12 protein-coding genes are annotated in these 12,431 nt (G+C 35.7%); 7 read left to right on the top strand and 5 right to left on the bottom strand.

Features of this window, described 5'->3' with window-relative positions; all coding sequences use genetic code 11:
- Positions 1 to 37 precede the first annotated feature (37 nt).
- The 3 genes from U0R11_RS04810 (at position 38) to U0R11_RS04800 (ending at position 3,088) form a co-directional block, all read left to right on the top strand.
- Complete coding sequence (locus tag U0R11_RS04810; protein WP_406750168.1) at positions 38 to 562, top strand: 5' nucleotidase, NT5C type; 525 nt, start codon at positions 38 to 40, stop codon at positions 560 to 562.
- A 12-nt stretch (positions 563 to 574) separates the two neighbouring features.
- Entirely contained in the window at positions 575 to 1,711 is a 1,137-nt protein-coding gene (locus U0R11_RS04805) for an MFS transporter (protein WP_406750167.1), read from the top strand.
- 63 nt (positions 1,712 to 1,774) lie between these two features.
- Positions 1,775 to 3,088, top strand: a complete 1,314-nt coding sequence (locus tag U0R11_RS04800) for a sugar porter family MFS transporter (RefSeq protein ID WP_406750580.1) — start codon at positions 1,775 to 1,777, stop codon at positions 3,086 to 3,088.
- A gap of 19 nt (positions 3,089 to 3,107) precedes the next feature.
- Here U0R11_RS04800 and U0R11_RS04795 read toward each other — a convergent pair whose 3' ends face one another.
- Together U0R11_RS04795 and U0R11_RS04790 are read right to left on the bottom strand one after the other, a co-directional pair.
- Entirely contained in the window at positions 3,108 to 3,560 is a 453-nt protein-coding gene (locus tag U0R11_RS04795) for a GNAT family N-acetyltransferase (RefSeq protein ID WP_406750165.1), read from the bottom strand.
- Positions 3,541 to 4,584 carry an RluA family pseudouridine synthase gene (locus U0R11_RS04790; RefSeq protein WP_406750163.1) on the bottom strand — a complete coding sequence of 348 codons (1,044 nt, stop codon included), beginning with the start codon at positions 4,582 to 4,584 and terminating at the stop codon, positions 3,541 to 3,543. The genes U0R11_RS04795 and U0R11_RS04790 overlap by 20 nt, the downstream gene beginning before the upstream one ends.
- Between U0R11_RS04790 and U0R11_RS04785 the strand changes: the two genes are divergently transcribed.
- On the top strand, positions 4,577 to 5,446 hold the full coding sequence (locus U0R11_RS04785) for a 1-aminocyclopropane-1-carboxylate deaminase/D-cysteine desulfhydrase (protein WP_406750162.1): 870 nt from the start codon (positions 4,577 to 4,579) through the stop codon (positions 5,444 to 5,446). The genes U0R11_RS04790 and U0R11_RS04785 overlap by 8 nt on opposite strands.
- A 1-nt stretch (position 5,447) precedes the next feature.
- On the opposite strand, the gene sufB is transcribed toward U0R11_RS04785, so the two are convergent.
- Both sufB and U0R11_RS04775 read right to left on the bottom strand, forming a co-directional pair.
- Positions 5,448 to 6,896: a Fe-S cluster assembly protein SufB gene (sufB, locus tag U0R11_RS04780; protein ID WP_406750161.1), complete on the bottom strand. Its 1,449-nt coding sequence runs from the start codon at positions 6,894 to 6,896 to the stop codon at positions 5,448 to 5,450.
- An 81-nt stretch (positions 6,897 to 6,977) separates the two neighbouring features.
- The gene (locus U0R11_RS04775) at positions 6,978 to 7,442 is read right to left on the bottom strand and encodes an Lrp/AsnC ligand binding domain-containing protein (protein ID WP_109322930.1); all 465 of its coding nucleotides are present in this window, start codon (positions 7,440 to 7,442) and stop codon (positions 6,978 to 6,980) included.
- A 407-nt stretch (positions 7,443 to 7,849) separates the two neighbouring features.
- Here U0R11_RS04775 and U0R11_RS04770 point away from each other — a divergent pair, with 407 nt between their 5' ends.
- From U0R11_RS04770 to pgi, 3 genes are read left to right on the top strand one after another with little or no spacing between them, the layout of a single operon-like run.
- The gene (locus U0R11_RS04770; RefSeq protein WP_406750159.1) at positions 7,850 to 8,485 is read left to right on the top strand and encodes a peroxiredoxin; all 636 of its coding nucleotides are present in this window, start codon (positions 7,850 to 7,852) and stop codon (positions 8,483 to 8,485) included.
- 33 nt (positions 8,486 to 8,518) lie between these two features.
- Positions 8,519 to 9,283, top strand: coding sequence for a glycoside hydrolase family 25 protein (locus tag U0R11_RS04765; RefSeq protein ID WP_406750157.1), 765 nt, complete (start codon positions 8,519 to 8,521; stop codon positions 9,281 to 9,283).
- A 5-nt stretch (positions 9,284 to 9,288) separates the two neighbouring features.
- Positions 9,289 to 10,935 (top strand): glucose-6-phosphate isomerase, encoded by a 1,647-nt coding sequence (gene pgi / locus U0R11_RS04760; RefSeq protein ID WP_406750156.1) that lies wholly within the window; start codon positions 9,289 to 9,291, stop codon positions 10,933 to 10,935.
- Positions 10,936 to 10,985: 50 nt separating this feature from the next.
- On the opposite strand, the gene hisS is transcribed toward pgi, so the two are convergent.
- The gene (hisS, locus tag U0R11_RS04755; RefSeq protein WP_406750154.1) at positions 10,986 to 12,344 is read right to left on the bottom strand and encodes a histidine--tRNA ligase; all 1,359 of its coding nucleotides are present in this window, start codon (positions 12,342 to 12,344) and stop codon (positions 10,986 to 10,988) included.
- Positions 12,345 to 12,431: the final 87 nt, after the last annotated feature.

The raw sequence follows: 12,431 nt of genomic DNA, 5'->3' as shown, positions 1-12,431 counted from the left end.
CCCCATCTTTGGGGAGTTTTTTTTTACAATACTCTCAATGAAAAGAATTGCCATTGATATGGATGATGTCTTAGCTGATACGTCCATTAAAATAATCAATCAAATAAACCATCGCTTAAATAAATCGTATCAACATGCTGATTTAGTGCAAAGTGATGCGTTGAAATTAGCCTTTTACGAAGATTATCAAGCCAACAATCAATTTTTGTGGGAACCTGGTTTTTTCCTGGACATTGATGTAAAAGAAGATGCCATTGATGTGGTTAAAAAATTGCAAGAAAAATACGAAGTTTTCATTGTATCTGCCGCTACAGAATTTCCAGAATCGATGAAAGAAAAGTTGATTTGGTTAGAGCAGCATTTCCCCTTTATAGGATGGAAACACACCGTATTTTGTGGTCATAAATATATGATTCAAGCAGACTACCTGATTGATGATCATGAGAAAAATCTTGCCTCATTTACGGGTAAACCCATTCTTTATTCTGCACTACATAACCTTCATATACACGACTACGAACGTGTTAGTACTTGGAAAGAAGTAGGTCATTTATTTTTATAGTTATTGATTTCTATGCTTCAAGCTAGACTTGCTATTAGTGTATTATTCTTGATATGTGGATTGAATTTTGCTTCTTGGGCAACTAGAATTCCTGATTTCAAAGATTTTTTATCATTATCAGATGCTGAATTAGGTAGTATACTGATGGGACTACCTATTGGTTCCATGGTCTCCCTCCCCTTAGCTGGATGGTTAATTGCTCGCTATAATTCGAAAATCATCTGTCTGCTGTCCGTCGTTTTATACATTGTCATATTGCCGGCATTAACGTATATTTCTAGTTCCTTATTTCTATTTATTGGTTTGTTTTCATTTGGAATGGCGGGAGACTTATTAAATATTTCCATGAATACCCAAGTGGTCACTTTAGAAAAATTGACTAAAAAGAAAATCATGTCTTCATTTCATGCCATATTTTCTATTGGTTTGATGATAGGTTCATTGCTTGGCGGTTATTTAGTGAAAAAGAACATTACATTAGAACATCACTTTTATCTCATAGCTATATGTAATTTGGTTTCAATTATAGGTGTTTATAAGGCCCTATTAGCTGATACAAAAAATGCAGAGCAAGAAAATGAAGTTGTCCAAGCCAAGTTTAAAATAAATAACTATTTACTGATTCTTTCATTTATTGCTTTTTGCGGAATGCTTTGTGAAGGTGCTATGGCAGATTGGATTAGTCTATATTTTAAATTGTTACCTGATTTAAATGGATATCCATTTACCATTGGTTTTTCATCATTTGCATTTTCCATGGTTATCGGACGTTTCTTAGGAGATTGGGCAGCCAAACATATTTCCATTAGAAATATTCTGATGTTCAATGGAATTTTAATTGCTTTAGGTATGAGCATTACAGTACTTTTTACGAATGTCAATGTGTTAATTTTGGGATGCTTTATTACTGGTTTAGGCATTTCAACCATCGTCCCAATGATCTATTCACAAGCTGGAAATACCCGTGATACTTCACCTGCCATGGCTATTGCTGCAGTTTCTACCATCGCATATATTGGATTTATGTTAGGTCCCGTGGTGATTGGATTTCTTTCTGAATACTTGGGATTACAACGAGCCTTAGTACTGCTTATCATTCTAGGAGTTTTAGCAAGTGGTATTAGCAAGTTTGCATTAAGTAAAGAATAATTAAAATCAATTGAATTTTTCGGATATTTAATTATCTTTATTCAATATACAATTTCAATTACTATTGGTATGAATAAACATGTCATTTTTTGGTCTATAACCGTTGGTCTAGGTGGAATGTTATTTGGTTTAGATGTCGCTGTTATTTCAGGTGCGGAATTAGCGATTCAAAAATTATGGCATTTAGATAGTTGGACTCATGGTTTAGCCGTTGCTACCGCATTGTATGGTACCGTTGTCGGTGCAGCTTTGGGTGGTATTCCCGCTGATAAATTTGGAAGAAAACAAACTTTGCTTTGGATAGGCATTAGTTTTTTTGTTTCATCTATAGGAGCGGCTTTGGCCACTGATGTCAATTTATTTATGATATTTCGATTCCTAGGCGGATTAGGAATTGGTGCATCTTCGGTCGTGGCTCCTATTTATATTTCCGAAATAGCCCCACCACAGCATCGTGGTAAACTGGTTATTTCCTTTCAATTGAATGTAGTTTTGGGAATTTTATTAGCTTATATTTCTAATTATTTGCTGCAAGGTGGCGAAGATGATTGGCGCTATATGTTAGGTATGGTGGCCATTCCGAGCTTATTATTTTCATTCTTAATTTTATTTACCCCAGAAACGCCACAGTTTTTATTGTTGAAAAGAAATGATCAAGCAGGAGCCTTAAAAGTCTTGACCTTGGCTGATCCAGATCCTGAAGGCACTTTAAAGCGAATCTTAGACAATGCGAAAGCGCAAATCAAAAAAGAACGTCTATTTTCAAAAAAGTTCTTCACTCCCTTACTCCTCGCCTTCTTATTTGCCTTTTTTAATCAGATGTCTGGAATCAACGCCATTATTTATTATGCTCCTCGGATATATGAGCTAACGGGTTTAGGTAAAGAAAGTGCATTGTTATCCACGGCAGGAATTGGAGTGGCCAACTTATTATTCACCTTATTGGGTTGGTATTTTATTGATAAAATTGGTAGAAGAATACTGATGTACATAGGTTCCGTGGGATATATAATTTCCTTAGGACTCATCGCATTCTCTTTTTATCAAGAATCATATGCTTTTGTACCTATTTATATATTTTTATTTATTGCTTCTCATGCTATAGGCCAAGGATCTGTCATTTGGGTATTTATATCAGAAATTTTTCCAAATTCTGTTAGGGCTTCTGGGATGGCTTGGGGATCATTAACTCATTGGCTATTAGCCGCATTAGTAGCTAATTTTTTTCCAATATTGACTGAAAACTTTGGTGGGACAATCATTTTTAGCCTATTTGGTGTGATGATGGTTGGCCAATTCTTTTACGTCATGTTTCTAATGCCAGAAACAAAAGGGGCCTCATTAGAGGATATCGAAAAACAGATCATTATTCACTAAATTAAATGTGCATCGGAAATTATATATCCAGATGCACATTTAACCAGCCTTTGTCAAATTTGACACTGTATTTACTGTAAAATTGAATAGCTGATTCATTCCAATCAAGTACTTGCCACATCATACCTGTACAATGTGTACGTTTAGCTTCTTTGACAGCTTCATCTAACAGCAGTTTACCCAAACCTAGGGAACGATATTCTTCTTTGATGAATAGATCTTCCAAATAAAATCGTTTTCCTTTCCAGGTGGAAAAACGAAAATACCAGAGTGAAAAACCGGCCAAATTTCCTTGATAATAAATGAGGTTAGCTGAAAAAATGGGGTTTTCTCCAAACCCATGTTGAATGAAATCTTCCAAACTCGAACTTACTTCATTGGGTGCCTTTTCAAATAAAGCTAATTCTTTTACTAAGCCAAAAATGGATGGAACATCCTCTATTCCCGCTTTTCTAATTTCTATTTGCTCCATGATTAGTAACTTCTCTTAATCGATATAAAACTTCCCGCATGTCTTCAGGAAAATCCTGTTCAAAATAAATACGTTCGTTGGCTTTAGGATGATCAAAACCTAAGGAAAAAGCATGTAATGCCTGCCTTGGACATAATTTCATGATATTGGCCGCAAAGGTTTTAAAATTGGCAATAGAACTCATATAACGAATTTTATCTCCACCATATGCCGCATCAGATAATAGTGGGTGTCCAATAGATGCCGCATGAGCTCTAATTTGATGCGTCCTTCCCGTTTCTAAATTGAATCGAACCAAAGAACAAAAAACAAAAGATTCCATCACTTCATAATGCGTAATGGCTAATTTCCCATGCTCAGCTTCTTCTGGAAACATCATCATGACTTTCCTGTCGCGAGGGCTACGATCTATTTTCCCACGAAGTGTGGCTTTACTTACTTTGGGTACCCCCCAACAAATCGCATAGTAAGTTCGATCAATGGTATGATCAAAAAACTGCCTAGCTAGGTGATTTAATGAAAATTCTGATTTAGCGACGACTAATATACCTGAAGTATCTTTATCTATTCGATGAACTAAACCTGGACGAATATCTCCCTTTCCTGGCAAATGCTGACAATGGTAGAGTAAGGCATTTACTAAAGTACCTTCCCAATTACCATGAGCAGGATGCACCACCATACCCGATGGTTTATTCACCAATATAAGCTCTTGGTCTTCGTAAATAATATCCAAAGGGATATTTTCAGCAACTATATCTTTGTCGCGTGGAGGATGAGAAAAAGATACTACAATCTCGTCTGAGGGTTTAACCTTATAATTCGACTTAATAGTAAGACCATTTACTTTAACTGAACCAGCCTCTATTCCTGATTGAATTTTTGAACGAGTGGCATTCGAAATTTTTAGAAGTAGGTATTTATCTATTCTAAGTAATTGTTGACCTTTGTCCACCGTGAAATTGAAATGTTCGAACAAATCATCTTCACTCTCAATGGAATCTATTTCATTATCTATGGACATATCTGCTTTTGAAAAAAACTATTTACAAATACCCTCACCGGTCGTTGAATTGTTTGATCCTCTTTGGAATGAACAAGACATACGATTATTTTTCAAGCGAGATGATTTGATTCATCCCACGGTTTCTGGCAATAAGTGGCGCAAATTAAAGGAATATATCCGTATCGCCCAAGATAATCCCAAAAAGGGAATTATAAGTTTTGGCGGTGCTTATTCCAATCATTTATATGCCTTGGCTTTTGTGGGTCAAATGTTACAAATTCCTTGTATAGGAATCGTAAGAGGAGAAGAATTATCATCTAAGAGTAACCCATATTTGAGTCAAATTGAAGCCATGGGTATGGAATTATACTTTGTCGACCGAGATTATTACCGCAAAAAAGAAGTACCCAATCAACTTAAGTCAGAAGATTATTGGATAATACCAGAAGGAGGTTATTCTTCACTTGGAATAGATGGTATGAAAGCCTTGGTAGACGAAATACAGCATGTCATTCAACCCGATTTTCTAATAAGTGCGGTTGGAACAGGAACTACCATATTAGGCTTAGCGAAATATTCCAAGGTCAATACAATGGGTATACTTTGTTTGAACAATGAAATGGAAATTAAAGAACATGTCCATGAGTTCCAATTTGAGCTTCCTAAGCTCCAACTAGTAAAGGATTACTTATTGGGAAAGTATGCATCTAGACCGCCTGAACTTGTGGCCTTTTGTGACTTATTTGAAAAACATCATCATATTGCGATTGAACCTACCTATACAGGTAAAATGATGTACGGAGTCTATGATTTACTCAAAAAAAAGTACTTCCCAGCAGGAAGTACTTTGGTATGTATACACACAGGAGGAATTAAATAGTTTAACCTACGGATCCTTCAAGTGATATTGCCAATAATTTCTGAGCTTCAACAGCAAACTCCATCGGGAGCTGATTTAATACCTCTTTGGCATAACCGTTGACAATTAACGCAATCGCGGTTTCAGTAGATAAACCTCTTTGGTTACAATAAAAGATTTGATCTTCACCTATTTTAGATGTCGTAGCTTCATGTTCTACCGATGCAGTATTATTCTTAACTTCTAAGTAAGGAAACGTATGAGCACCACAACGATCACCTAAAAGCAGTGAATCGCATTGAGAATAATTCTTAGCAGATTCTGCTCTTTTGGCTACTTGTACTAATCCACGATAAGAATTTTGTGAAACACCCGCAGAAATACCTTTGGATACAATTCTAGATTTTGAATGTTTTCCTAAATGAATCATCTTAGTACCCGTATCCGCTTGTTGATGATTATTGGTTACCGCCACTGAATAAAACTCACCAATAGAATAATCCCCTTTTAAAATAACAGAAGGATATTTCCAAGTAACAGCAGAACCCGTTTCTACTTGAGTCCAGGACAATTTGGAATGCGCTCCATCACAAATACCGCGCTTGGTTACAAAATTATAAATACCACCTTTGCCCTCTTTATCACCTGGATACCAGTTTTGGACCGTTGAATATTTCACTTCTGCACCAGCGTGAACAAAAATTTCTACCACCGCCGCATGCAATTGATTTTCATCACGCATGGGTGCCGTACAACCTTCTAAATAACTTACATAGGAGTCTTCATCAGCTATAATTAACGTACGCTCAAACTGACCTGTTCCTGAGGCATTAATACGGAAATAAGTAGAAAGTTCCATTGGGCAACGAACTCCCTTGGGAATATAACAGAATGAACCATCTGAAAATACAGCTGCATTTAAGGCAGCAAAATAATTGTCTTTAACAGGTACTACGCTACCTAAGTATTTTTTAATTAATTCAGGATGTTCTCTTACAGCTTCCGAAATAGAACAAAAAATAATGCCCTTTTCGGCTAAGGTTTCTTTAAAAGTAGTGGCTACTGAAACTGAATCAATGACAGCATCAACGGCTACATTGGATAATCGTTTTTGTTCATCTAATGAAATTCCTAACTTTTCAAAAGTTCTACGAAGTTCAGGATCGATTTCATCCAAGGAATTCAATTGCTTTTTAGGCTTTGGAGCCGAATAATATTTTAACGATTGGTAGTCTGTAGGTTTATATGATACATTAGCCCAAGTGGGCTCTTGCAAAGTTTTCCAATAGCGAAATGCAGCTAATCGCCATTCAAACATCCATTCGGGTTCATTCTTTTTGTCTGATATAAAACGAATGGTGGACTCATCCAAACCGATTGGAGCCTCATCCGTATCAAAATGAGATTCAAAACCGTATTTATAATCGGAAGTAGTAACTTCCTGTAATATATCATCTACCTTTTCTGCCATAACCTTTGTTTCTAAAGAAACACAAAATTACAAAGCAAAATTTAGTTTTGTAAGCATTTAATTAGAACTATTCTAAATAAACTAAAATAAAGGTGTATTTCTAATTAAACTTTCTTCCAAAGAGATAAAAGTTTCCGTACGTTGAATACCCGTTACCCTTTGAATTTTATCATGAAGAACTTCACGTAAGTGTTGGGTATCTCGACAGATAATTTTGGCAAAAATGGAATAAATACCTGTTGTATAATGAATGTTGACCACTTCAGGTATCTTTTCTAATTGTTTAGCCACATCTTCATATAGCGAGCTTTTATCTAGGTAAATTCCTAGAAAAGCGGTGATGTCCCACCCTATTTTGGAATAATCAATTAAAAGCTGAGCTCCTTTCACAATGCCCAATGCTTCCATTTTTTTCATCCTTACATGTACAGTTCCACCGGAAACATCTAAACGTTGACCGATTTCCGTGTAAGGTAGATTGGAATCGCTCACTAAAATTTCTAAAATTTTATAGTCTAGTGGGTCTAGATCAAATTTTTTATCCATAATATTTTCAACAAATTGATAATATTTTTAAAAATTACTCAAAAAAATCAGATTTTCTTTAAATTATTTTGAAAATTTAAAAATGATTTATAATTTTGAGACATAATAATTACAAAGGTAAATATTATTTCATTGTAGGGTGATGAAATTGGCAGACGTGCCCTCCTGTCTCGGGGGTGGTGAGTTCGGGATAAACGTAGCGTAATGGGTTGACCACTAAATCAGTTCTGCGATATGGCTAACCGCATCTTGGAGGTTCGAATCCTTCTCCTACAGCATTTTTATTATTTGGTTTTTAGTTTGTTGATGAAGTGTAATGTTAAAAGCAATTCTATTTTAGGATTGCTTTTTTATTTGATAATTAGTCTATAAATTCGGTAGATAATTCACTTTAAACACCTATCATCATGTCATTAAGATTAGGAGATATAGCGCCCGATTTCAGCGCTGAAACAACCCAAGGACCTATTAATTTTCACGAATGGATTGGAAATTCATGGGTATTATTTTTTAGTCACCCCGCAGACTTTACTCCCGTTTGTACAACTGAACTAGGAAAAACAGCTTTATTAAATGGAGAGTTTAGCAAAAGAGGCGTTAAAGCCATTGCTATTTCGGTCGATAGTTTGGAGTCTCACAATAAATGGGTACCCGATATAGAAGAAGTAAACAACGTACAAGTAAATTTCCCCATTATCGCTGATCCCGAGAAAAAAGTGGCCTTATTGTATGATATGATTCATCCCAATGCCTCAGAAAAAGCGACAGTTCGTTCCGTATTTATTATTGGACCTGATAAAAAAATCAAGCTTACACTAACTTATCCAGCATCAACCGGACGTAATTTCACTGAAATTTTACGTGTTATCGATTCTTTGCAGTTAACGGCAAACTATCAAGTAGCTACTCCTGCTGATTGGGTAAATGGAGAAGATGTCATTATCACACCTGCGGTTTCCAATGAAGATGCTATGACCAAGTTTCCTAAAGGATTTACAACGGTGAAGCCATATTTGAGAAAAACACCTCAACCAAATCTATAAGATTTTGTAAATTTGGTTATTCCAGCCAAAAAATTGAAGAAAAAAAGAATTCAGCTTATTGTTAGTTTCCTTGCAGTTCTTAGCTTTTGCTGGATTCTTTTTTCTTATATAAGCTCACTAACTGATGCTGAAGGGCATCAGTTTTCTTACAGTGATGCCATTCAAATTGAAGTACCACAAAAGCACGCGATTCACGGTATTGATGTATCCCATCATAATGGTATTGTCCCCTGGAATCACCTGAGTGAATTAGAAATTTTTGATACGGTTTCTTTAAAATTTGTATTTATTAAGGCAACCGAAGGTCGAAGCTTGCAAGATCCCAATTTTCAAGTTAATTGGCGTAAAGCCAAACAAAAAGGATTAATAGCTGGAGCCTATCATTTTTATATCCCAACTAGAGACCCCATTGAACAAGCTAAAAATTTTTGTAAAATGGTGAAACTTCAAGAGGGGGACCTCCCTCCTGTTTGTGATATTGAAGTCACGAACAGGGTTAGTCACAAAAAAATCAGAAAAGATATCAAGGCTTTTTTAGATTATTTAACTGAGTACTATCATATCAAACCTATCCTATATACCAACACACGGATGTACGCTGATTTATTTAATAATGAGGAGTTTACTGATTTTCCTTTGTGGTTAGCTAGCTACGAAACCAATACCATTGTAAATGCTGATAATCTGCGTTTTTGGCAGTATAGCAAGCAAGGCAAGCTTCAAGGAAATTCCAAATCTTGGGATTATAATGTATTTTTGGGTGATCATTCAGAATTTGCTTCCATGCTAATCAAATAAATATTATGCTATCCACGATTAATTTTACCCAAACCACTGCCTACCAAAAGCTATTATCTGACAAAAAGCGTTTAGAATCTAGTTCTATTACAGCCTTATTTCAAGCTGATAGCGAAAGACAAAAAATGTTTAGTATTTTCTTTCAAGATATATTTATTGATTATTCTAAAAATATCCTAGATGCAGAAACATTCACACATTTAATTGATTTAGCCAAAGAGTGCCAATTAGAATCGGCCATTCAAGCTCAACTACAAGGTGAGGCAATTAACCAAACAGAAGGCAGAGCCGTTTTACATACGGCTTTAAGAAAACCTAAGGGACAATCCCAAATGTTACATGGTGTTGATATCAATGCAGATATACATCAAGTGAGAGCTCACATGAAAGAATTTACGGAACAAGTGATTTCCGGGGCTTGGAAAGGATATACTAATAAAAGCATTACTGATATTGTCAACATTGGAATTGGTGGTTCAGACCTAGGTCCCGTGATGGTGACCGAAGCTTTGAAACCTTACAAGACGCATTTGAATATACATTTTGTGAGTAATGTGGACGGTACTCATATTGCTGAAACATTGAAAAAAGTAAATCCGGAAACTACTTTATTTTTAATAGCTTCTAAAACATTTACGACACAAGAAACCATGGCCAACGCCTTTACAGCTCGCGATTGGTTCTTACAAACGGCCCAAGAAGAGTCGGCGGTTTCAAAACATTTTGTCGCTTTATCTACGAATAAAACTCAAGTAGAAAAATTTGGTATCGATTCGGCCAACATGTTTGCATTTTGGGATTGGGTTGGAGGAAGATATTCTCTTTGGTCTGCCATTGGATTGTCTATTTGTTTATCCATTGGATATGATAACTTTGAATCCCTTCTATCAGGAGCACATGAAATGGACTTGCACTTAAGCAATAGTCCTTTAGAAGCTAATGCACCCGTAATTTTAGCACTTTTAGGAATCTGGTATGTGAATTTTTGGGATGCTCCTACACATGCTATATTACCTTATGACCAGTATATGCACCGATTTGCGGCCTATTTCCAACAAGGAGATATGGAATCCAATGGTAAAACAGTGGATAGAACAGGAAAGCGAGTTAATTATGCGACAGGGCCTGTTATTTGGGGAGAACCAGGGACCAACGGTCAACATGCCTTTTATCAATTGATTCACCAGGGCACGCAAATGATTCCTGCTGATTTTATTGCACCTGCTAAAACGCATAATCCAATTGGTAATCACCACGCACTTTTGATGTCGAATTTCTTTGCTCAAACGGAAGCATTGATGAATGGGAAATCTTTAGAAGTGGTAAAATCAGAATTAAATAAAGCTGGACTAGATGAATCAGCTAAAGACAAGCTTGCTCCATTTAAAGTTTTTGAAGGTAATAAACCCACCAATTCCATCTTAGCGAAAGAAATTAACCCTGCTACATTAGGAGCATTAATTGCCATGTATGAACACAAAATCTTTGTTCAAGGAGTAATTTGGAATATTTTCAGTTATGATCAATGGGGAGTAGAACTAGGTAAGCAATTGGCTAATTCCATTTTACCTGAATTAGAAAATGAAGATCATGTTCAAAGTCACGATAGTTCCACCAATGGATTGATCAATCAATTTAAGGCTTGGAGATAAAAACGGAAGTACATCAAAATTAAATGGCTAGTCTTTCAACTAGCCATTTTTTATTTTATTTTCTCCATTAACTCATGCAGACTGAGTAATTCCTGCTCGCCACTCTCCATATTTTTAAGATTCATTTTATTTTGAGCCATTTCTTGCGCTCCAAGAACGGCTACAAAAGGAATCCGTTTTTTGTCGGCAAACTCAAAAGGTTTCTTGATTTTGGCTACTTCCGGGTAAATTTCAGAAGGAATTCCTTGTTTACGCAATTCATTCACATATTGAAAAGCCTGCGTTTGTCCAGCCTCATCAAAATAGGCAAACAAAATTTTAGATCCGCTAAATGGAATTTCAGGGAAAAGATTCAAGGCATCCATGACATCAATCATACGTTCGATTCCAAAGGACAAACCTACTCCTGACATATTAGGTAATCCAAAATCGGTAGTTAAGTTATCATACCTTCCTCCTCCTGCAATAGAACCAAAAGGAATATCAATAGCTTTTCCTTCAAATATTAAACCGGTATAATAACTTAATCCTCGGGCAAGTCTATAATCGAAAATGATGTTCGTATTTACAAATCCATTTTGTTGAATGAATCGTAACACATCTTCTATTTCCTTTAGACCCGCTAAACCTTGAGAATTGCCATTAAAAAATGAAGTCAACTTATCTATTTTAGCTAGGTTATTACCCTCAAATAAAATCAATTCAGATAAAACAGCACAATGATCCTCTGTAAATTCTTTTTCTATTAATTCTTTGGCCACGGAATCCCAACCAATTTTATCTAATTTATCGATGGCTACAGCGAAATCGACAAAATGTTCATTCATACCTAAAACATCCACAACGCCTGCTAAAACCTTTCTTGAATTAATAACTAGGTTAGCTTTCAAGTTTAAGGAATTGAAAATAGCTTGGAATAAAGTGATCAGATCGGCTTCATTCAAGAGAGAATTGGATCCTATGATATCAGCGTCACATTGATAAAATTCTCGATAACGACCTTTCTGAGGCCGATCTGCTCTCCAAACGGGTTGGATTTGATAACGCCTAAAAGGAAATGCCAAATCATTGCGATTCATGGACACAAAGCGAGCAAAAGGAACTGTTAGATCGTAGCGTAAACCTTTTTCACTTACTTTATATGTAAACTTTTTACTACCTTCTTGAAGGTCTTGTTCTGTTAATTTGGAAAGATAATCTCCTGAATTAAGAATTTTGAACAATAATTGATCTCCCTCATCTCCATATTTTCCTGTCAAAGTAGATAAATTTTCTATAGCTGGCGTTTCAATGGCTTGAAAACCAAATTGCTCAAAATGCTTTCGAATGATGTTGAAAACATAATTTCTCTTGGCCATTTCTTTGGGGCCAAAATCTCTTGTACCTCTTGCGTTACTGGGCTTTTGCATAATTTCAAAAAACAAATTTAATTAATCGGGGCTTATTATTTGATTAATAAACGATATTTCGTATTTTTGCACACCAAATTTATCAAG

Source organism: Aquirufa salirivi (assembly GCF_045310485.1).
Taxonomy (GTDB): Bacteria; Bacteroidota; Bacteroidia; order Cytophagales; family Spirosomataceae; genus Aquirufa; species Aquirufa salirivi.
The sequence above is the reverse complement of the archived record's forward strand: the minus strand, read 5'-3'. Positions and strand labels throughout refer to the sequence as shown.